Genomic DNA, 21,298 nt, shown 5'->3' on the forward strand with positions numbered 1-21,298 from the left:
ACTGCGAACTCCGTGGCAGGTCATAGGCCTTGGAGATCGCAGGCCAGTCGGATTAAACGGGCATCCTAGCCCGCTTCAAATAACGCCATGGCCTCGACATGCGCTGTCTGCGGAAACATGTCGAGGATCCCGGCACGTTTTAGCCGGTAGCCTTGCTTGACCAGCTCAACCGTGTCCCGCGCCAGCGTCGCCGGGTTACAGGACACATACACCAGGCGCTTGGCCCCCAGGGTGGCGAGCTTGCGCACAACCTCCAGGGCACCATCGCGGGGTGGGTCCAAGAGTACCGCAGAAAAGCCCTGTTTGGCCCATTCCACGTCATTCAAAGGCTGGGACAAATCGGCCTGAAAAAACTGCACATTATGCAAATTGTTGCTGATGGCGTTCCGTGCAGCCCGGTCCACCATGGCCTGCACGCCTTCCACCGCCACCACTTCGCGCACCTGTTTCGCCAGCGGCAGGGCGAAGTTGCCCAGGCCGCAAAACAGGTCCAGCACCCGCTCATCGGGTTGTGGTGCCAGCCAGTTCAGGGCCTGGGCAACCATCGCCTCGTTGACCCCGGCGTTGACCTGGACAAAATCCCCTGGTCGGTACGCCAACTCCAAGTCCCATGCGTCCAATCGAAAACCCAGCGACTGATCAGGCTCGACAGGCTCCGGCTGGCCTTCGCCATGCAGCCACAACTGGGCTTCATGGAAGTTACAAAATTCTTTCAGGATCAGCAGGTCCGCATCCGACAACGGCGCCATATGCCGCAGCAACACGGCGCTGGACGACCCGCTGAACACCTCCACATGCCCCAATGCCTGAGGCTTGCTCAAGCGACGCAGCATGTTCGGCAGACGCTGCATGATCGGTTGCAAGGCCTGTACCAGCACCGGGCAATCGTCGATGGCGACAATGTCCTGGCTGGCCACGGCGCGGAAACCGACTTCCAGTTTCCTGGCCTTGGCATCCCAACGCACGGCCACTCGGGCGCGACGCCGATAGCCAAACTCCGGCCCGCTCAACGGCGCGGCCCATTCTTGCGGTTCGACACCGGCCACACGGGACAGTTGCTCGGCGAGCATGCGCTGTTTCAGGGCGAGTTGTTCGTCATGGGGCAAGTGCTGCACGCTGCAACCGCCGCAGCGGCCAAAGTGCGCGCACGGTGCCGGGCGGCGTAATTCGCTGGCCTTGAACACCCGCTCGGTACGCGCCTCGACCACCTTACCGTGGGCGCCCAGCACCCGCGCTTCCACCTCTTCGCCGGCCAACGCGCCGTTGACGAACCAGGTGCGCCCCTCAAAGAACACGATGCCACGGCCATCATTGGCCAGGCGCTCGATGGTCAGGCGCTGCTTCTTGCCTACAGGAATCTGCGGGGCCCGGCTGCCGCCCGTCGGTTGGAAGCGCAGGCCTCTCTCGTGCTTGGCCATCAGTTGGGTTCGTCGAAAATGCCGGTCGACAAGTAACGGTCGCCTCGGTCACAGATGATCGCGACGATCACCGCGTTTTCCACTTCCTTGGACAGGCGCAGCATGCCAGCCACGGCCCCACCGGACGACACGCCGCAGAAGATACCTTCTTCACGGGCCAGGCGACGGGTGGTGTCTTCGGCTTCACGCTGGGCCATGTCGATGATGCGATCCACCCGCGAGGCGTTGTAGATCTTCGGCAGATACTCCTCGGGCCAGCGCCGGATACCGGGGATCGCCGCGCCTTCCATCGGTTGCAGGCCGATGATCTGGATCGCAGGATTCTGCTCCTTGAGGTAGCGCGAGTTGCCCATGATGGTGCCGGTAGTGCCCATGGAACTGACGAAATGGGTAATCGTGCCTTGGGTCTGGCGCCAGATTTCCGGGCCGGTGGTGGTGTAGTGCGCTTCGGGGTTATCACCGTTGGCGAACTGGTCCAGTACCTGGCCACGGCCTTCGGCGGCCATGCGCTCGGCAAGGTCGCGGGCACCTTCCATGCCTTCTTCCTGGGTGACCAGCACCAGCTCGGCGCCATAGGCGGTCATCGCCGCCTTGCGCTCGGCGCTGCCGTTGTCGGGCATGATCAGCACCATTTTGTAGCCCTTGATCGCCGCGGCCATGGCCAGGGCAATCCCGGTGTTACCCGAGGTGGCTTCGATCAGGGTATCGCCCGGCTTGATCTGCCCGCGCAGCTCGGCGCGAGTGATCATCGACAACGCCGGGCGGTCCTTGACCGAACCAGCCGGGTTGTTCCCTTCGAGCTTGAGCAACAGGGTATTGCTGGTTTCACCCGCCATGCGTTGCAAGCGGACCAGGGGCGTATTGCCGACGCAATCGGCGATTGTAGGGTACTGCAAGGTCATGGCGTATTCGCAATCCAGACTGCGGGGGCGAACATCATACCGGGAAAGCCAGGCGCGCCATATCACGCAAAGTGTGGTGCTTATGGCTTATAGGAATAAGCGAGGGAGGTGGCGGCTGGGTGGACGCTATCGGGGGCAAGCCCCCTCCCACACTGGACCGAGTTCCAGCATGAGAATGCGGTCGAATGTGGGAGGGGGCTTGCCCCCGATAGCCGCACCTCGATAACCCGCCTAGCCCAAATACCCGTCGCCATGATTTTTCTGAAAGACCTCCTCTCCCATCGCCGCAATCTGCCCTTCGATCAATGCATCAAACGGCTTGAGCAACGGCTCAAACGAAACCGGCGCCTCCAGCACTTGCAACGCCTGCACGATCGCTTCGACCGTCGACAATGCCCCCGGCCCCGGCGCCTTGCGCAGCCGATAACGCGACACGCCACCCTCGGCCAGGGCCACCCGGGGCAACGCCGCCAATAAAGGGTTGAGGTGCAGCAGTTTGCGCGCCTTGCGCCAGGTGCCATCGGGCACCACCAGCAACAGCGGCTGATCGTCGGGCGCATAGGCTTGCAGCGGCTGGGCGTCGTCGGCGGGGAACAACAGCCGCGCCTGATAGCCTGGCGGGTTCAATAGCGTCGGCAGATCATCAAAGACCTCCCCCACCACCAGTTGCGCATTGTTCAAACCCAACGCCGCCAGCCGCGCGGTATTGAGCGCATGGTTGACCTCGCTCGGATGCTGCAACAGCAACACACGGGTACGGCTGTCGAGGCTGGGGATCAGCGCGCACAGGCAATGGACAGCGGGCCTGTGACAGCGGGAACATTGGGGTCGGGACATGGTTCTTCAGGCCTGGTTGAGCTGGGCTTTGAGTAAATCGCGGAAGGTCTGGATCAGCGGTTCGCGACTGCGGCCACGGCGCATGATCATCGAGAACGGCGCCTGGTAGCCGAAGGTCGCCGGCAGCAATACGCGCAGGTCACCCTTGTCAGCCCAGGCCTGGGCGTAGTGCTCGGGCAGGTAGCCGATATAGGCGCCGGACAGCACCAGGATCAACTGTGCCTCCATACTTTCCACCGTGGCGGCGCTGTGCTTGAAACCATGGCGCGCCAGTTCCGCCTGGCTCCAGTAGCCGCGCCCGACCATGCGTTGCTGGGTAATCACTTGTTCGGGGATACGCCGCTCGTTGAACAGTGGGTGGCGAGTGCTGCAATACAGCCAGTGTTGCTCGCGGTACAGCGGCATGTAGACCAGCCCGCTCATGCGATTGGAGAAGGCACCGATGGCCAGGTCGAGGCGATTGTCCTGCACGCCCAGTTGCAGTTCGTACGGGCTCATCACCGACAAATGCAAATGCACCGCCGGGTGTTCCAGGCTATAGGCGCCGATGACTTCGGCGAACGGCAGGGCCTTGTCGCTGACGGTAGAGTCGAGCACGCCGAGCTTGAGGGTACCGCGCAACTCACCCTTCAATGCGGCGGCGTATTGCTCGAAGCCTTCCAGTTCGCCGAGCAGGCGCAGGGTTTCCTGGTGGAACAACTCGCCCTTGCTGGTCAGGCTGAACCCGCCCCGGCCGCGATGACACAGCACCAGGCCCAACGCCGACTCCAACTGGCTCATATAGGTGCTGATGGCCGAGGTGGACAGGTTGAGTTCGTGCTGGGCATTGGCGAACCCCTGGTGGCGCACGACGCTGACGAAGATGCGCAGGAGTTTCAGGTCGGGCAAGGCGTTGGCCATCGGGCCTCCAAAAACGCGGTAACTGTAGGAGCAATCTCGCGCCTACAAGAATCGTCAGAGTCTACCTCAGCCATTAGTTTAGAAAAATCTGAACTAAGTATTTGCCCCTGGCGATTCTTCCCTCCCCTGGCTTTTCGCAGAATCGACCCCTAATAAACAAAACAACGCTGAGGCAATCCTGTGGACAAGATTTTCCACCAACCACTGGGCGGCAACGAAATGCCGCGCTTCGCCGGCATCGCCACCATGATGCGACTACCCCACCTACAGTCGGCCAAGGGCCTGGACGCCGCGTTTATCGGCGTACCGCTGGACATCGGCACGTCGTTGCGCGCCGGCACCCGCTTCGGGCCGCGTGAAATCCGCGCCGAATCGGTGATGATCCGTCCTTACAACATGGCCACCGGCGCCGCACCGTTCGATTCGTTGTCGGTGGCCGACATCGGCGACGTGGCGATCAACACCTTCAACCTGCTCGACGCCGTGCGCATCATCGAAGAAGCCTACGACGAAATCCTCGAACACAACGTGATCCCCATGACCCTGGGTGGCGACCACACCATCACCCTGCCGATCCTGCGGGCGATCCACAAGAAACACGGCAAGGTCGGGCTGGTGCACATCGATGCCCACGCTGACGTCAATGACCACATGTTCGGCGAGAAAATCGCCCACGGCACCACCTTCCGCCGCGCGGTGGAAGAAGGCCTGCTCGATTGTGACCGTGTGGTGCAGATCGGCCTGCGTGCCCAGGGCTACACCGCCGAAGACTTCAACTGGAGCCGCAAGCAGGGCTTCCGGGTGGTCCAGGCCGAAGAATGCTGGCACCACTCCCTCGCACCGTTGATGGCCGAAGTACGCGAAAAAGTCGGTGGCGGCCCGGTGTACCTGAGTTTCGACATCGACGGTATCGACCCAGCCTGGGCACCTGGCACCGGCACCCCAGAAATTGGTGGGCTGACCACGATCCAGGCAATCGAGATCATCCGTGGTTGCCAGGGCCTCGACCTGATTGGTTGCGATCTGGTCGAGGTTTCGCCGCCCTACGACACCACCGGCAACACCTCGCTGCTGGGCGCCAACCTGCTGTACGAAATGCTCTGCGTACTGCCCGGCGTAGCCCATCGCTGATGAGCGCCCATGAGGTGTTGAAAGCTGCGGCCGACTTGGTGTCAGCCTTCGCGCGCAATGATCGCGAGGCTTACTTCGGCGCGTTCAGCGCCGATGCCAGCTTCGTGTTCTACACCCTCCCCCAGCCGCTGCTCAGTCGCGATGCCTACCAGGCGTTGTGGGACAGTTGGCGGCGGGACGAGGGATTCGAAGTGCTGTCCTGCACCTCGAGCAATGCCTTTGTCAGCCTGCAAGGCGACGTGGCGATTTTCATGCATGACGTAGCCACCGAGCTGCGCATGAACGGGGAGCAATTTTTTAGCCAGGAACGCGAGACCATTGTCTTCAAACGGCAAGGGCTGCGCGCAGAACAACAAGAAGGCCTATGGCTGGCCTGTCACGAACATTTGTCCGCTATGCCGGAAGGGCTGCCGCCCCCTTAGCCAATGTGATCGGAGCTGATCATGAATAATAAAAACAACGACAACAGTATTCGCAAAATAGAAACCAACGGGGTCGAACAGATCCCGGACCACGAACGTACCGCGGGGCCCAAGGATCTGTTTCGCCTGATCTTCGGCGGTGCCAATACCTTTGCCACCGCCGTGCTGGGTTCCTTTCCGGTGTTGTTCGGCTTGTCGTTCCAGGCTGGGGTCTGGGCGATTGTGCTGGGCGTGCTGGTGGGGGCCGTGATTTTGGCGCCCATGGGCCTGTTCGGGCCGATCAATGGCACCAATAACGCCGTGTCTTCCGGCGCGCACTTTGGCGTGCATGGGCGAATTGTCGGTTCGTTTTTGTCATTGCTGACCGCGATTGCGTTCTTCTCACTGTCGGTGTGGAGTTCCGGCGATGCCCTGGTCGGCGGTGCGAAACGCCTGATCGGCCTGCCGGAAACCGACCTGACCCTGGGCCTGGCCTACGGCGTATTCGCGATTCTCGTGCTGACGGTGTGCATCTACGGCTTTCGTTTCATGCTGTGGGTCAACCGCATTGCCGTGTGGGCGGCAAGCCTGCTGTTCCTGCTGGGCATCTTCGCGTTCGCGCCAACCTTCGACAGCCACTTCGCCGGCACCGTCGCGATGGGCCAGAGCGGTTTCTGGGCGGCCTTTATCGGCGCCGCGCTGGTGGCCATGAGCAACCCGATTTCCTTCGGTGCGTTCCTGGGTGACTGGTCGCGCTATATCCCGCGGGAAACCCCGAAGGGCCGGATCATGCTGGCCGTGGTCCTGGCGCAGGTCGCCACCTTGATTCCGTTCCTGTTCGGCCTGGCTACCGCCACCATCGTGGCGATCAAGGCGCCGGACTACATCGCGGCCAACAACTATGTCGGCGGCTTGCTGGCGGTGGCACCTAGCTGGTTCTTCCTGCCGGTGTGCCTGATTGCAGTGATCGGCGGCATGTCCACCGGCACCACGTCGCTGTATGGCACCGGGCTGGACATGTCCAGCGTGTTTCCGCGCGTTTTGTCGCGGGTCAAGGCCACGCTGCTGATCGGGGTGATGTCGATTGCCTTCATCTTTATCGGACGTTTCGCCGCCAACCTGGTGCAAAGCGTGTCGACCTTCGCCGTGCTGATCATCACCTGCACCACGCCGTGGATGGTGATGATGATCATCGGCCTGATCGTACGCCGAGGCTTCTACTGCCCGGATGACCTGCAGGTGTTCACCCGCGGCGAAACCGGTGGCCGCTACTGGTTCAGCCATGGCTGGAACTGGCGCGGGCTGGGGGCCTGGATCCCGAGTGCGCTGGTGGGCCTGTGCTTCGTCAACTTGCCTGGGCAGTTTGTCGGGCCGCTGGGCAACTTGGCCGAGGGTATCGATATCAGCCTGCCGGTGACGCTGGGGCTGGCCTCGGTGGTGTACCTGACCTTGCTTCGCATGTTCCCGGAACCGGCTGCCGTCTATGGGCCAACGGACCCTCGCAGCCAGCGCACTGACGCGCGCGCGCAATCAGTGCAGCAACAGACCGCCTGACCCCAATAAAAAAGATAATCGGAGACTCGCCGTCATGGCTTTGGATTTATTCGTCGTACTCATCTACGCCGCCGGCATGCTTGTGCTCGGCTACTACGGCATGCGCCGCGCCAAGACTCACGAAGACTACCTGGTGGCCGGGCGTAACCTGGGGCCATCGCTGTACATGGGCACCATGGCCGCCACGGTACTGGGCGGCGCGTCCACCGTCGGTACCGTGCGCCTGGGCTATGTGCACGGCATCTCTGGCTTCTGGCTGTGTGCCGCATTGGGCATGGGGATCATCGCGCTGAACCTGTTTTTGGCCAAGCCGCTGTTGAAGCTGAAGATCTTCACCGTGACCCAGGTCCTGGAAAAACGCTACAACCCCATGGCTCGCCAGGCGAGTGCGGTGATCATGCTGGCCTACGCGCTGATGATCGGCGTGACCTCGATCCTGGCCATCGGCACGGTGCTGCAAGTGCTGTTTGGCCTGCCGTTCTGGATCTCGGTGGTGTTGGGCGGTGGCGTGGTAGTGGTGTATTCGACCATCGGCGGCATGTGGTCGCTGACCCTCACCGACATCGTGCAGTTCGTGATCAAGACCGTCGGCCTGATGTTTATCCTGCTGCCGATCTGCCTGTACCGCGTGGGCGGCTGGGATGAGCTGGTGGCCAAGCTGCCAGCATCGAGCTTCAGCTTCACCGCGATCGGCTGGGACACGATCATCACCTACTTCATGATCTACTTCTTCGGCATCCTGATTGGCCAGGACATCTGGCAGCGGGTGTTCACCGCCCGGGATGAAAAGGTCGCCCAGTACGCAGGCACTTTCGCTGGTTTCTATTGCATCCTCTATGGCCTGGCGTGTGCCTTGATCGGCATGGCGGCGCACGTGCTGATCCCGGATCTGGATAACGTCAATAACGCGTTTGCGGCGATCGTCAAAGCGTCGCTGCCGGATGGGATTCGCGGGCTGGTGATTGCGGCGGCACTGGCGGCGATGATGTCCACCGCCAGCGCGGGCTTGCTGGCGGCGGCCACCGTATTGACCGAAGACCTGCTGCCACGTTTACGCGGTGGTAAACAATCGAGCCTGGCAATCAACCGCCTGTTCACAATGTTGACCGGTATCGTCGTGCTGGGTATCGCACTGGTGGTAAATGACGTGATCAGCGCCCTGACCCTGGCCTACAACCTGCTGGTGGGTGGCATGCTGATCCCGCTGATCGGCGCGATCTTCTGGAAGCGGGCAACCACATCGGGGGCTATCACGTCCATGACCCTGGGCTTCGTGACGGCGCTGGTGTTCATGTTCAAGGATGGGCTGGATGCGAACACGCCGATCTACTACAGCCTGGCGGTGGCGTTGGTGAGCTTTGTGCTGGTGAGCTTGCTGTCGCGCCAGCCGGAGGCGGAGGTGGCTCGGGCGTTGTAAGAAATAACGGGTTTAGAGCGGTTTCTTCAGCGGGTGCGACGTCGGATGTCGCACCCGTTTTTTTTGCGTGGATTTTGGAGTTTCCGTTGGTCTGGACTGGTATTTCTGACAGTAGATATGAGGCTGAACGCAGCATTAGCTTGACACTGCAATGTCAAGCTGGAAACAGCTGGGCTTATAGTTACCTTTACGGAACGAGGTGTTGAAATGAAAAATCCAAAAGCTTCACATCCACCCGGACCTACAGTACCCGCCAACTTGCAAACCGGTGACAGGGTGCATCTGAACGGAAAAAATGTGGAGGTCTACTCCGGCCTATGTAGGCTCCTATTCAATAACGCAACAGGAAGCCTCGCTTTTCCTCTGTCTATAAGCCGCAACTACGCTCATGAAATTTACTTTCAAGTCGATCCCAATTACACCGGCGAGTTTTCCGTCGTTGGAGAGTACGCCCCAAACAGCCCGGTTAATGAGGATGATCGCAGCTTCGGGAAGACAAAAATCACCCGCTCTAAATAACACCTATACAGACCTTTACTCCGCAACGCTCACACAGCTCATAACGTGCTTCGTGTGAGCGCTTCCCAAGTCTTACCGACGACGCGGCCGACGCTGCTCGTCATCAGTACGAATCGGCACCGGTTGCAGCGGTGGCTCGATCAAGCCCAGTGCAACGCCGAGGTCGTGGAGCCAATTTTGGATTTTCTCTTTCATGGTTGCCCCCTTTGAGGGTAATGCGGGTAGGCGCAAATTCTGTCGCCCTTTCCTACATTGATAGTAGCCCTAAGTCCTACGTATTGCTTGAACGAAACCACAACGAACTATTACCGAATCGATCCCAATCCTGACGGATCGCTCAAGCAATCGCGCGCGTGCCTGGCAGGGACTCGGCCTTGCCCTCTTGCTGCAGGTCGATCCATGCATTGAGGTTAGCGCCGAGCATACCCTTTCGCCACATCAGCCAGGTGGTCGCAGTGGCAAAATGCCCTGTCAACGGATGAACGGACACACCGTCCTTGCCCGGCAGGCTGTCGAGCATGGATTCAGACATCAAGGCCACACCAGAACCGGCGATGACGCAGGCGAGCATGCCCTGGTAAGACTCGATCTCAATCGCCCGGCCCATGGCGACGTGCTCGTGGGAAAACCAGGTTTCCAGGCGCGTGCGATAGGCGCAGCTGCGTCGGAAAGTGAACACCGAACGGCCAGCAACGTCCTGGGGGCCGCGCACCGGCGGGTGATCGGCTTCGCATATCAGCACCAGGCGTTCTTCGCACAGGGCTAAACCGTCCAACGAGGCGATGGTGATGGGCCCGTCCACAAAAGCAGCATCCAGGCGACCGGTAATCAACCCTTCGAGCAATTCACCGCTGGGCGCCGATTGCACCTGCAAGTTCACCATCGGGTACGCCTTGTGATAACGCGCCAACAGCTTCGGCAAGTGCACCGCCGCCGTGCTGTACATGCTGCCCAGTACAAAGTCGCCGGCCGGTTGCCCGCCTTGCACGGCGCCATGGGCTTCATCGTGCAGCGCCAGCAGACGGGTGCTGTAGTCCAGCAACACCTTGCCCGCCGGAGAAAGCTGCAAACGCTGGCGTTCGCGCACAAACAGCTCGACGCCGAGCTGTTCCTCCATCTGCCTGAGCCGGGTCGACAGGTTCGATGGCACACGGTGCAGGCGCTCGGCAGCGCGGGTGATGGAGCCCTCTTCCGCCACGGCCTGGAAAATGCGCAATTGACTGAACTCCACACCTTTCTCCAAAACTGAACAAGTTACTCACTATTATTCATTTTTACAGAAAGTCAATCCGCTTTAGCCTACAGGCATTCGCTTTCGTCCAGGACGCCTGCCCATGTCTGCGCTGATCCGCTTACTCGCCAGCTTTATCGCCCTGATGATGGCCATGGGCATTGGCCGCTTCGCCCTCACCCCGCAAATGCCCCATCTGCTCAGCGAAGGCCAGATCGACCTGACCGGCGCCGGGCTGATCGCCGCCGCCAATTACCTGGGTTACTTCGTGGGAGCGGTGGACTCGATCTTCGCCCGTAGCCATCACCATGTGCGTGGTCGCCTGTATGGCGGGCTGTGGTTGTGCGCGCTGCTGACCCTGGCCTCGTACTGGGCCCATGGGTTCTGGCCGCACCTGCTGTTGCGCTTCGGTACCGGCGTTGCAAGTGCCTGGGTATTGGTGATGATCACCAGCCTGAGCCAGCCACTGGCGATTGCCGCTGGACGTGCACGCCTGGGGGCGCTGGTGTTCGCCGCGCCAGGGCTGGGGATTCTGTTGACCGGATTGCTGGCGTTGGGCTCCAACCTGTTGGGCCAAAGCTCTGCAACGTTGTGGCTGGTCTATGGCGTCGTGGCGCTGGTGATGCTGCTGGCAATCTTGCCATGCTTGCCCCAGCCGTCCGCCGTCACTGCGCCTGTTGCAAGCCACGCCGACACAGCCAGCAACGGCAGCATTACCCACCTGTGCTGGATCTATGTGTTGTTCGGCCTGGGCTACATCATTCCGGCGACGTTCCTGTCACAGATGGCCAGCGCGCAATTCAAGGGCGCCTGGCAGGCCGATCTGTTCTGGCCCTGCTTTGGTTTGGCGGCGGCGATTGGCGTGGTGGTCGCAAGCCTGCGGCGCAAGGACCCGGACACCACCCGCCGCTGGCTGATGAGCACGTTGTGGCTGCAAGCAGCCGGCGTATTTGCCTGCCTGCTGGGTAACGGTTGGGGTCTGGCGCTGGGGGTGTTGCTGTGCGGCGGGCCCTTCCTGGCCTGCATGCAGTTAGTGATGGCGCGCCTGCGGGACGTTGCACCCCACGGCTATCGGCGCAACACCGGGCTGCTGACCGCCAGCTTTGCCATCGGCCAATTGAGTGGGCCGTTGCTGGCGTCGGTGAGCAGCCACCTGAGCGGTGGCCTGCAACCCGCGTTGCTGATCGCCGGTGCAGGCCTGTTAGTGGCGGGAGGGGTGTTGGTCAGCCCGCGACCAACGGTGCCGGCGCACGAACCTGCTCACGCCGCGCCAGCACCAGGAAAAACAGCCCACCCAGGAAGCAGCCGGTAAACCAGGCGAAGTTGGCCATGCCCTGCAAGGCTGGGGTAAAAGTGATCGCGACACCCACCAGCGTCGCGGGCAACAGGGCCTTGACCGCTGTCCAATTCACACCGCCGTCGAAGTAATAGCGCCCGCTGGGGCTGTCATCGAATAGCGCATCCACATCGATCTTCTGCTTTTTGATCAGGTAGAAGTCCACCAGCAGAATCCCGAACAGCGGCCCGATGAATGCCGCGAGGATGTCGAGGGTGTAGTGGATCATCAGCGGGTTATTGAACAAGTTCCACGGCGTAATGAAGATCGACGCCACCGCCGCGATCATCCCGCCGGCACGCCAGCTGATCTTGCTTGGCGCGACGTTGGCAAAGTCAAAGGCCGGGGACACGAAGTTGGCAACGATGTTGATGCCAATGGTCGCCGTCACAAAGGCAAAGGCCCCCAGCAACACGGCCATGCTGTTATCGATTCGCGACACGGTGGCGATCGGGTCATGCAGCATTTCGCCAAACACCGGCAAGGTGCCCGAGACGATCACCACGGTGACCAGGGAGAACGCCAGGAAATTCACCGGCAACCCCCAGAAATTACCGCGCCGCACATCACGCATACTGCGGCAGTAGCGGCTGAAGTCGCCGAAATTCAGGGTCGGCCCGGAGAAATACGAGACCACCAGCGCCGTCGCCACAATGACCTGGCCAAACGCCTGCCAGCCCGACAGGGATTTCTCCGACAGGGTAAAGCTGATATTCGCCCAACCCGCCTTCCACACAATCCAACCCGCCAGGACGAACATCACCGCGTAGACCACCGGCCCGGCCCAGTCGATAAAACGGCGGATGGATTCCATGCCGGCCCAGAACACGGCCGCCTGCAGCACCCACAGGCTCAGAAAACCCAACCAGCCAAGGTAGGACAGGCCTGCGAAGTGAGGCTCTGCATACACGGCCATCTGCGGGAAAAAGCGCAGCACCACAATGATCAGGGCACTGGACGCCAGATAAGTCTGAATGCCATACCACGCCACGGCGATCAGGCCGCGAATCACCGCAGGAATATTCGCACCGAACACGCCAAACGCCAGCCGGCAGATGACCGGATAAGGCACCGCTGCTTGCTGACTGGGCTTGGCCACCAGGTTGGCAATCAATTGCACGATGCAAATACCCGCGAGCAAGGCGATTAACACCTGCCAACTGGCTAACCCGAGGGCGAACAGGCTGGCGGCGAATACATAGCCACCGACGCTGTGCACGTCGCTCATCCAGAACGCGAAGATGTTGTACCAGGTCCACTTCTGCGGCTGCGGGCCCAGGTCCTGGTTATACAGGCGGGGGCTGTAGCCTTTGGGCAATTGTTCGGTCATCGCTGGGCTCCTCGAAATACCGGCCTGCGCTGCCGTAACGGGATGCATACGGGAGGCGGCATGGTTTGTATACGATAGAGTCAGCAGAATGCGTGCCAATAGCACACAATCCCCCTGCAGCGGGGGTTGCAAAGGTATTTATGCTTGGCTAGAGGCTGGCAAGACGCTCAGCAACGGTGCACATAAATCCTGTACACAATCACCGGTGCACTCGATGTGCACACAAGTGCCCGACCGTGCAGCACGCCGCGGTCAGAAGAGTGCCCCACGCCATGTCCATCACCGCCAAGCCGGCCGACCAGCCTTGCAAAGTGGCCCAATTGCTCAGGTCATAGGTGCCATAGGCCACCAGGCCGAGCAAAGCACCCAGGCGCGCCGCGCGTTGCCAGCTTGCGCTGGGAAGGACCACCAAGACCACGCAACCGATGGCGTACAGGAGATAGAACAGCACGGCGGGCAACAGGCGAGGCTGATCAAGCATCAGTGGGCCCAGCAGGGATTTGTAGGTCGGGCCCATAAGGACGCCGAGCCAGAGGCCGTCGAGCACCAGAAAGGCGAACAAGGTGCCGAGGTAGGCGAAGACAGACGTCTTGGACATTGATACAACCTCTGTAGGAGCGAGCTTGCTCGCGAATGTATTCCAAGCGCATCGCTGCGTCGGATGTACCTTTTTCGCGAGCACGCTCGCTCCTACCAGAGAGCCAAGCGAACTCAGCTTAGTTCAATGCGATCCGCGTGAATCACAATCTGGCCCTGCTTGTAGAGTGCACCAATGGCTTTCTTGAAGTTGCCCTTGCTCACGCCAAACAAGTTGCTGATCACCGCCGGGTCGCTCTTGTCGCTGACCGGCAGGCTGCCGTTGTTTTCACGCAACTTGGCGAGGATCTTCGAGTTCAGGCTGGAGGCCGCTTCCTGGCCAACCGGCTGCAGGCTCAGGCTGATATTGCCATCGGCGCGGATCTCCTTGATAAAGCCCTTCTCTTCCTTGCCCGGGCGCAGGAACTTGAACACTTCGTTCTTGTGAATCAAGCCCCAGTGCTTGTTGTTGATAATCGCCTTGAAACCCATGTCGGTGGCTTCGGCCACCAGCAGATCGACCTCCTGGCCCACCTGGTAGTTGGCCGGCGTCTTGTCCAGGTAACGATCCAGGCGTGCAGTCGCCGTGATGCGCTTGGTGTGCTTATCGAGGTAGACGTGCACCACGCAATATTCACCGGCGCTCAACTGGCGCTTTTCTTCCGAATACGGCAGCAACAGGTCCTTGGGCAAGCCCCAATCAAGGAACACACCAATACTGTTGACTTCGACGACTTTCAAACTGGCAAATTCGCCGACTTGAACTTTCGGTTTTTCGGTGGTGGCGATAAGTTTGTCATCGCTGTCCAGATAGATGAAAACGTTAAGCCAGTCTTCATCTTCACTGGGAATATCTTTGGGGATGTAACGATTAGGCAAGAGGATTTCACCATCTTGCGCACCATCCAAGTACAAACCAAAGTTAGTGTGTTTAACCACTTGCAAGCTGTTGTAGCGCCCGACTAAAGCCATTTCCAATACCCTCATTGCGTGGGCGGCATTCTACCCGAGTTGCGTGCAGCACGCGCGCGCGCCTGAAAAATCGCGGCTGGCATGGCGTTCTACTGGCAGCGCCCCGCTCGTCAGATCAAACGGCTCGATTGCTCCACGGCACAACGGCCATTTCACCCCCAGCGTTACGAGTTAAAACAGTCAGTTAGGCGCTTATTGCAAAGTTAAAACCAGCTGATTTTCCAGCCCACTTATAATTTCAGGGGGATATTTACCAAGCAATTGTCAAGTATTTCCTGTACGATGCCTGGCCAAGTTAATTTTCTACAGGTTAGTGGCCGCCATGCGCGTAAAAGCATCCAACAGCAAAGCAAAGCCAGCTCCCGCCGTTGAAACCAGCGAATCGATCAACAGCCAGATTGCTGCGTTCCTCAAATCCGGTGGCGAAATCCAGCAGATTGCCAAGGGCGTGAGCGGCCAGACTTTCGGCCCGTCCAAGCAAATCAGCCTGGGCAAGAAGTAACCCCCGCGCAACGCACCTGGTCCCTAAGCGTCTTGCCTTCAAGGCGCTAGGACTAGAGCCCGAAATACCCGCCTGCCTGATCCTCTAATACGTTAATCGACGAACGGGACTCATCGCCTGGCATTCGCCGGTATGCTTGCACACGTCTAGCACGGGCATCTGCCCGATTTTTCCGTCACTGCTCCTCGCTTTTCATGGAGTGAAGCATGCTCAAACCCTACATCTTCCTCGTCAGTGCCTTGGCCGCCAGCCCGCTTGCCCAAGCGCAGATCTTCCAGCGCGAATTGGGCGACTTCGACCTTAAATTGGGCACCACCCCCAGCCGCAGCATGGCCCAGGGCCTGGTCAAGCCGACATCGCCCGGCAGTGATTCATTCCATGGCGGCCTGGACCTCAGTCACGACAGCGGCCTGTACATCGGCCAGTTTTCCCCGAACATGGGCCTGTCATCGACCAGCAACCTCGAGGTCGATTCCTACATGGGCTTCAAACATCCTTTCGACCAGACCCTCGGCTACGAAGTAGGGCTGATCCACTACAGCTACCCCACGCTCAGCCTCAGGAACAGCCAGGAGTTCTACGGCGGCCTGAACCTGTTGGGCAACCGCTTCGGTGCATCCTTCAGCAACGACCCCGACCGCCAGGACAGCACGCTGTTTGCCGACCTCAGCGGCACCCAGCCTTTCGGCATTGGTGTCAGCATGAAGTACACCACCCATCAACTGGGTACGCCAGCGTCGGTGGAAGGCGGCTCCATCAGCAGTTTCAGCGACTGGTCGGTGCAGTTTTCCCGCGCCTGGAAAGGCATTGACCTAGACCTGATCTACAGCGGCTCCAGCCTCACCGGCAGCGACTGCTCGGCCTACTCCGGACACAATTCGCAATGCGATGGCCTGTTGACCTTGAAGGCCGCGCGGTCGTTTTATTGATGGGCTGAACTGTGGTGCCTGCCGCGGGTTCACATGCACTAACCCCCTCCCGCGCAAGGACCCGCCCATGCTGCAACGGCTCAAACTTCTGCTGGTATTGCTGGCCCTGAGCCTGGTGCTCGCCGGCTGCAATCGCGTAGGCCTGGCCTACCGTAATCTCGACGTCATCATCCCCTGGACCCTCAGTGACTACCTGGACATGACCCCCGGGCAAAAGACCTGGTTCAACGACACACTCAAGGAACACCTGGCCTGGCACTGCACCACACAACTGCCGGGTTATCTGGATTGGCTCGACCGCCTGCAACAGATGGTCGACAACCACCAGGTCACCGACGCCGCACTACAGACCCGCACCGTCGAAGCCAAACAGGCGATTGCCGAGATTGCGCAACAGGTCACCCCGTCAGCGATCCAATTGCTGCAAGGCCTGGACGACCAACAGGTCAAGGACATGAACCAAGCCCTGGCCAAAGACCTGCGCAAACGCCAGGACGAATACCTCAAGCCGCCCCTCCCCCAGCAGATCAAGGAACGCGCCGAGCGCATGAACAAGCGCCTGGAGACCTGGATGGGCCCGCTCAGCGCCAGCCAGCAGAACCGCGTGATGACCTGGTCAATCGACCTGGGTGAACAGAACCAGCAGTGGATCGGCAACCGCGCCCGCTGGCAGGCGCAATTTATCGAAGCGGTGCAACACCGTGACGGCGCCGATTTCCCGCAGAAAATCGAGCAATTGCTGGTGAACCGCGAAAGCCTATGGACTCCAGAGTATCGCGTCGCCTACGCCCAGACTGAAACAGCTGCCCGTAGCCTGCTCGTGGATCTGACGGCTGAAAGCACAGTGCAGCAACGGTTGAAACTCTCGCAAAAAATCGACAAGGTCCGCAGTGACTTCCAGGCGCTCAAGTGCCTGAAAAGCGTGCAACCCTAGCCCGGCGCCAAGGTTCCCAGCCAAGCCACCAGCCCCAGGATCAATACCACCGCGCCGAACTCCAGGGCCATGCTGCGCCGCAGCACGCGGCCCGCAGCGGCAGTGTCGCCCGCCGCCAGGGACCGTTGCAGAAACGGAACCAGATGGAAACGATTGAGTGCCGCCAGCCCCAGCATCAAGCTAAAAACGCCGAGCTTCAGGCCCAACAGGATCGCGTAGACACTGCCGTTGATGCCGTCCAGGTTCGGCCCCACCACCAACAGATAATTGACCCCACCGGTGACGATCAGCACCGCGACGAATCCCGCGCCGATACGCTCAAACCCTGCAAGTGCCCCGGCCAACACCTCGACGCGATAACGGTCCCGAAACAATGCGCGCCTCAACAACAGCCCAAACGCCGCCAACGCCCCGACCCAGCCTCCCGCAGCCAGCAGATGTGCCGCGTCGCTGATGATGTGCCAGGCGCCCAGCATCCCTTCGTGCATCACGCCGTGCCCACTCCAGACCAGTGTCACGAGCGCGACGCCCCCCAACACCGTGGCCGGCAGCAAGCGGGTAGTACACCCTGCCAGGACCAGCGCCACGATACGCAGGCACCAGGCCACACCCAGGTCGGTCTGCCAGAGCATCATCTGCAAATGTGGCCATAACGCCTGCCAATCGCTGGCACCACTCATGGCCTGGGTCATGGACAGCAGCGACGCCACGGACAACAACATCCCCAGGCCCGCCGTCCACCCCATCAGCCTCTTGAAGTTCAGTAGCGTGCGCTGCGAGGCGTTCAGCCCGTAAAGCCCAAAGAGCCCGAAGCCAAACAACAACATCAGGTCAAGATAGAGGGCAAACCGCAGGGCGACTTGGCTCAATTCACTCATGGCTGAACGTTGAATACTACGTTACCGGTGATCGGGTGCGTATCGGACGACACCGCGCGCCAGTCAACCCGATAGGTACCGGTGCTCAGCACGGAAGCCGGCTTGATCAACATCACTTTGGGATCGGTGCTCGCTGCCACACTGGCCTTGACCGGCATCGGCGAGTTGGGCATGCCGGGCATATCGGTCATGGTCAGCTTGGCGCCGGAAAACTGCGTCAGCAGGTTCTCCGAGAAGCGCAGCTCTATGACCGCGGGCGGCGTGCCCTGGGTGCCAGCGGCTGGAATGGACGAGAGCAATTTCGGATGGGCCGCGGCCGGCAGGCTGAGGATTAATCCGGCCCACAGCGCACCACCCGCTAACGCAGTTTTCAACAGAGACATGCAAGGCTCCAGGCCGCTCAAGGCGGCGAGTTATAGGTATAGGAAAAGTGTCAAAACCATAGGCGCACACCGACCAGCCAGCGCAGTTGGCTGACGTCTTCATCCTCCGCGCGGGCGTACTGTGCTGTCTGCCCATAGGTGCGGTTCCAACTGACCCCCACGTAAGGCGCAAACTCTCGGCGTACCTCGTAGCGCAACCGCAGGCCCAATTCGCTTTCCGCAAGGCCTGAGCCCACGCGGCGCTGCGGATCGTTTTGCGCATAAAAGTTGAGTTCCGCGGTCGGCTGCAGGATCAGGCGGTTGGTCAACAGAATGTCGTAGTCGCCTTCCAGCCGGGCCGCGGTGCGGCCCGACTCGCCAACAAACAGCGTCGCCTCGGCCTCAAAGTTGTAGAGCGCCATGCCCTGGATGCCAAAGGCTGCCCAGCTCTGGCTGTGACCGGGTTTGAAATCCTGCCGCACACCGCCAACCAAGTCCCACCAAGGGCTGATGGCGTGCCCCCACAAAACCTGGGCTTCGGCGCTGTCAGTGCGGCCGGCGCTGCGTTCGCCTTCGCTGCGCAGCCACAGTCGGTCGATATCACCGCCGGCCCAGCCCTTGATATCCCAGTTCAGCGCACTGCCATCGTCGGCGCCTTGCCATTCCAACTGGTTGATCAGCAGCATCGAATGAATCGCGCTGTCGTGCACACTGTGCCCGCCAGGCGCGTTATAGACCGCTGCGCGATCGGCGTCGGTCAGTACCGGGATCGGTGTGCGGCTTTGGGTGGGTGCGGACGAAGCCGCCGGGCTCATGCCCTGCAGTTCATCCGCCAACACCAGCGAGCCGCAGGTTAATGTGGCAAACATGATGCACAGCGATATAACACGATGGTTCATGCCCGCTTCCTCATTCATGCACGCGAACTTCACGGAACATGCCCATTTCCATGTGGTACAGCAGGTGGCAGTGATAGGCCCAGCGGCCGAGAGCATCGGCCGTCACGCGGTAACTGCGCCGGGTACCCGGTGGCATGTCGATCGTGTGTTTGCGCACCTGGAACTGGCCGTTTTCATCTTCAAGGTCGCTCCACAGGCCATGCAGGTGAATCGGGTGGCTCATCATGGTGTCGTTGACCAGTACCAGTCGCACCCGCTCGCCATAGGTCAGCTGCAAGGGTTCGGCAGCGGAAAATTTCACACCATTGAATGACCAGGCAAACTTCTCCATATGCCCGGTGAGGTGCAACTCGATCGTACGCGAGGGATCACGGCCATCGGGGTCTTCGAAGGTGCTGCGCAGGTCGGCGTAGGCCAGGACGCGCCGGCCATTGTTACGCAGGCCGACGCCAGGGTCGTCGAGCTTGGGCATCGGGCTCATCGCCTGCATATCCACCAGCGGGTTGTCCTGCTCGCTGGCCGGATGGCTCTGCATCGACATTGAGCCCATGGCGCTGTGGTCCATGCCTTCCATATCCGGCATATCGCCCATGGCGCCGTGGTCCATGCCGCCCATGCCCATGTCGTCCATGGTGATCCAAGGGCGCGCATCAAGCGCCGGCACGGAAGCCACCGCCCCCGCCTGCCGGGCCAGCGTGCCACGGGCATACCCCGTACGGTCCATCGACTGGGCAAACAGCGTGTAGGCGGCGGCAGTGGGCTCGACCAGCACATCAAAGGTTTCAGCCACGGCAATGCGGAACTCGTCGACGCTGACCGGTTGCACCGGCTGGCCGTCGGCGGCGATAACGGTCATCTTCAGCCCCGGAATGCGCACATCGAAATAGGTCATCGCCGAGCCGTTGATAAAGCGCAGGCGAATTCTCTCCCCGGCCTCAAACAAGCCGGTCCAGTTGCGACCGGGCGGCTGGCCGTTGAGTAGGTAGGTGTAGGTCTCGCCGCTGACGTCCGCGAGGTCGGTAGGATTCATCTTCATGCGCGCCCACATCAGCCGATCGGCGACCGTAGCCGACCAGCCGTGCTTGCCTGCATCGCTGATAAAATCGCCCACCGTGGGCTTGTGCCGGTTGTAGTAATCGGACTGTTTCTTGAGGGTCTTCATCAGCGCGACGGGGTCTTCGTCGGTCCAGTCCGACAGCATGACGACGTAGTCGCGCTGGTAACTGAACGGCTCCGGCTCCCTGGGATCGATGACCAGAGGCCCGTACACGCCCTGTTGCTCCTGAAACCCGGAATGGCTGTGGTACCAATAGGTACCATGCTGCTTGACCTTGAATTGATAGACATACACCCCACCCGGTTCGATCCCCTCAAAACTGAGGCCAGGCACGCCGTCCATGGTGGACGGCAGAAGGATGCCGTGCCAGTGGATCGAGGTAGGCTCGTTGAGCCGGTTCTTCACGCGCAGGGTCACGGTGTCGCCCTCGCGCCAGCGCAACAGCGGGCCGGGCAGGCTGCCATTGATCGTCAGCGCGGTACGCTGTTGGCCGCTGAGGTTGACAGGCGTCTGGTCGATAAACAGATCGAATTCGCTGCCCGTCAGCACGGTGGGGTGGCCGGGATTGCTCAGCGCCCAAACCGGCGGGCGCCATAGCCCGAGCCCACCGAGCAAGCCGCCGGCGGCCAGGCCTTTGACGAAGGTTCGTCTGGAGGTAGTGGAATGCATGCCGATTCAAGTCCATGAGATGAATGGCTGCAGATTAGGCGGCGCCAGCTGTCAGCAACCTTAGCGGCAGATTACCGATCTGACAGCTTCGGCGTACCCGGCGGCGCGAAGGGGCGGGGTATGGAGGGGGTCAAGCGATCTGTGCCTTGGACGCCACTTCAGCAAAGGTCGCCGGGTCCAACGCATCTGCCTGCTCATCCAGCACTTGGCGTGGGTGATCATTGCCCGGAATAGAGCTGTCGATCAGCGCCAGCAACTGCGCGCCGAGCCCGGTCAGGATAAAGTTTTCGCCGTTGCCGCCCTCTTCTTCAGGTCGCGATTCAATAAAACCGCGCTTGAACAGCAGCGCTTCATAATCCGCAGCGGTTTTTTTCAACGCATCCAGGTTGCCCGTGGACTCGCCCGCCGTGGCCTTCTCGGCCGCTTCCTCTTCGGCGTACTTGCGTGGGGCGAAGCTGCCCTCGCCGTTCTGCACTTCATGCAGCAGACGTTCGATCAAATCCCAGTTGTAAGTCGTCATCCTGATTCCTCCTGCGGGCCGATG

At 60.7% G+C, this 21,298-nt stretch carries 23 protein-coding genes; 9 read left to right on the plus strand and 14 right to left on the minus strand.

Annotation, left to right across the window (positions count from 1 at the left end; all coding sequences use genetic code 11):
* Positions 1-65: 65 nt before the first annotated feature.
* From rlmD to AB7933_RS24510, 4 genes are all read right to left on the minus strand, one after another.
* Entirely contained in the window at positions 66-1,418 is a 1,353-nt protein-coding gene (gene rlmD, locus AB7933_RS24495; protein WP_024076782.1) for a 23S rRNA (uracil(1939)-C(5))-methyltransferase RlmD, read from the minus strand.
* A complete protein-coding gene (cysM, locus tag AB7933_RS24500; protein WP_024076783.1) occupies positions 1,418-2,320 on the minus strand; it encodes a cysteine synthase CysM in 903 nt (300 codons plus the stop codon). Before cysM ends, rlmD begins: the two co-directional genes overlap by 1 nt.
* 231 nt (positions 2,321-2,551) lie before the next feature.
* Entirely contained in the window at positions 2,552-3,157 is a 606-nt protein-coding gene (locus tag AB7933_RS24505) for a tRNA-uridine aminocarboxypropyltransferase (protein WP_024076784.1), read from the minus strand.
* A 6-nt stretch (positions 3,158-3,163) separates the two neighbouring features.
* Positions 3,164-4,057 carry a LysR family transcriptional regulator gene (locus tag AB7933_RS24510; protein ID WP_024076785.1) on the minus strand — a complete coding sequence of 298 codons (894 nt, stop codon included), beginning with the start codon at positions 4,055-4,057 and terminating at the stop codon, positions 3,164-3,166.
* A gap of 180 nt (positions 4,058-4,237) precedes the next feature.
* Here AB7933_RS24510 and speB point away from each other — a divergent pair, with 180 nt between their 5' ends.
* From speB to AB7933_RS24535, 5 genes are all read left to right on the plus strand, one after another.
* Positions 4,238-5,188: an agmatinase gene (speB, locus tag AB7933_RS24515; protein WP_017845302.1), complete on the plus strand. Its 951-nt coding sequence runs from the start codon at positions 4,238-4,240 to the stop codon at positions 5,186-5,188.
* Complete coding sequence (locus AB7933_RS24520) at positions 5,188-5,610, plus strand: YybH family protein (RefSeq protein ID WP_024076786.1); 423 nt, start codon at positions 5,188-5,190, stop codon at positions 5,608-5,610. The genes speB and AB7933_RS24520 overlap by 1 nt, the downstream gene beginning before the upstream one ends.
* A gap of 21 nt (positions 5,611-5,631) precedes the next feature.
* Positions 5,632-7,143, plus strand: coding sequence for a purine-cytosine permease family protein (locus AB7933_RS24525; RefSeq protein ID WP_024076787.1), 1,512 nt, complete (start codon positions 5,632-5,634; stop codon positions 7,141-7,143).
* Between the two features lie 34 nt (positions 7,144-7,177).
* A complete protein-coding gene (locus AB7933_RS24530; RefSeq protein WP_024076788.1) occupies positions 7,178-8,560 on the plus strand; it encodes a sodium:solute symporter in 1,383 nt (460 codons plus the stop codon).
* Positions 8,561-8,767: 207 nt separating this feature from the next.
* Entirely contained in the window at positions 8,768-9,079 is a 312-nt protein-coding gene (locus tag AB7933_RS24535; RefSeq protein ID WP_024076789.1) for a hypothetical protein, read from the plus strand.
* A gap of 72 nt (positions 9,080-9,151) precedes the next feature.
* Here AB7933_RS24535 and AB7933_RS24540 read toward each other — a convergent pair whose 3' ends face one another.
* Together AB7933_RS24540 and ptrR are read right to left on the minus strand one after the other, a co-directional pair.
* Entirely contained in the window at positions 9,152-9,274 is a 123-nt protein-coding gene (locus AB7933_RS24540; RefSeq protein WP_003193089.1) for a PA1414 family protein, read from the minus strand.
* A gap of 142 nt (positions 9,275-9,416) precedes the next feature.
* Positions 9,417-10,310 (minus strand): putrescine utilization regulator PtrR, encoded by an 894-nt coding sequence (gene ptrR / locus AB7933_RS24545; RefSeq protein WP_024076790.1) that lies wholly within the window; start codon positions 10,308-10,310, stop codon positions 9,417-9,419.
* 103 nt (positions 10,311-10,413) lie between these two features.
* Between ptrR and AB7933_RS24550 the strand changes: the two genes are divergently transcribed.
* Positions 10,414-11,622 (plus strand): MFS transporter, encoded by a 1,209-nt coding sequence (locus AB7933_RS24550; RefSeq protein WP_024076791.1) that lies wholly within the window; start codon positions 10,414-10,416, stop codon positions 11,620-11,622.
* Here AB7933_RS24550 and AB7933_RS24555 read toward each other — a convergent pair.
* The 3 genes from AB7933_RS24555 to AB7933_RS24565 form a co-directional block, all read right to left on the minus strand.
* Positions 11,534-12,976 carry an NCS1 family nucleobase:cation symporter-1 gene (locus AB7933_RS24555; protein ID WP_024076792.1) on the minus strand — a complete coding sequence of 481 codons (1,443 nt, stop codon included), beginning with the start codon at positions 12,974-12,976 and terminating at the stop codon, positions 11,534-11,536. The two genes, AB7933_RS24550 and AB7933_RS24555, sit on opposite strands and share 89 nt — an antisense overlap.
* 199 nt (positions 12,977-13,175) lie before the next feature.
* Complete coding sequence (locus AB7933_RS24560) at positions 13,176-13,574, minus strand: DUF2177 family protein (protein WP_024076793.1); 399 nt, start codon at positions 13,572-13,574, stop codon at positions 13,176-13,178.
* Between the two features lie 113 nt (positions 13,575-13,687).
* A complete protein-coding gene (locus tag AB7933_RS24565; RefSeq protein WP_010208634.1) occupies positions 13,688-14,524 on the minus strand; it encodes a CvfB family protein in 837 nt (278 codons plus the stop codon).
* Positions 14,525-14,846: 322 nt separating this feature from the next.
* Here AB7933_RS24565 and AB7933_RS24570 point away from each other — a divergent pair, with 322 nt between their 5' ends.
* The 3 genes from AB7933_RS24570 to AB7933_RS24580 all read left to right on the plus strand — a co-directional run bounded on the left by AB7933_RS24570 (position 14,847) and on the right by AB7933_RS24580 (position 16,889).
* Positions 14,847-15,026, plus strand: a complete 180-nt coding sequence (locus AB7933_RS24570; RefSeq protein ID WP_003193095.1) for a hypothetical protein — start codon at positions 14,847-14,849, stop codon at positions 15,024-15,026.
* A gap of 206 nt (positions 15,027-15,232) precedes the next feature.
* Entirely contained in the window at positions 15,233-15,955 is a 723-nt protein-coding gene (locus AB7933_RS24575) for a TorF family putative porin (RefSeq protein ID WP_024076794.1), read from the plus strand.
* Between the two features lie 67 nt (positions 15,956-16,022).
* Complete coding sequence (locus AB7933_RS24580) at positions 16,023-16,889, plus strand: DUF6279 family lipoprotein (protein ID WP_024076795.1); 867 nt, start codon at positions 16,023-16,025, stop codon at positions 16,887-16,889.
* Here AB7933_RS24580 and copD read toward each other — a convergent pair.
* From copD to AB7933_RS24605, 5 genes are all read right to left on the minus strand, one after another.
* Positions 16,886-17,767, minus strand: coding sequence for a copper homeostasis membrane protein CopD (gene copD / locus AB7933_RS24585; protein ID WP_024076796.1), 882 nt, complete (start codon positions 17,765-17,767; stop codon positions 16,886-16,888). The genes AB7933_RS24580 and copD overlap by 4 nt on opposite strands.
* Positions 17,764-18,150 carry a copper homeostasis periplasmic binding protein CopC gene (copC, locus tag AB7933_RS24590; RefSeq protein ID WP_024076797.1) on the minus strand — a complete coding sequence of 129 codons (387 nt, stop codon included), beginning with the start codon at positions 18,148-18,150 and terminating at the stop codon, positions 17,764-17,766. The genes copD and copC overlap by 4 nt, the downstream gene beginning before the upstream one ends.
* Before the next feature lie 50 nt (positions 18,151-18,200).
* Positions 18,201-19,028 (minus strand): copper resistance protein B, encoded by an 828-nt coding sequence (locus AB7933_RS24595; RefSeq protein ID WP_041161278.1) that lies wholly within the window; start codon positions 19,026-19,028, stop codon positions 18,201-18,203.
* 10 nt (positions 19,029-19,038) lie between these two features.
* A complete protein-coding gene (locus tag AB7933_RS24600; protein ID WP_024076799.1) occupies positions 19,039-20,754 on the minus strand; it encodes a copper resistance system multicopper oxidase in 1,716 nt (571 codons plus the stop codon).
* Between the two features lie 130 nt (positions 20,755-20,884).
* On the minus strand, positions 20,885-21,274 hold the full coding sequence (locus tag AB7933_RS24605) for a hypothetical protein (RefSeq protein WP_024076800.1): 390 nt from the start codon (positions 21,272-21,274) through the stop codon (positions 20,885-20,887).
* Positions 21,275-21,298 lie beyond the last annotated feature (24 nt).

Source organism: Pseudomonas gorinensis, from assembly GCF_042015035.1.
GTDB lineage: Bacteria > Pseudomonadota > Gammaproteobacteria > Pseudomonadales > Pseudomonadaceae > Aquipseudomonas > Aquipseudomonas gorinensis.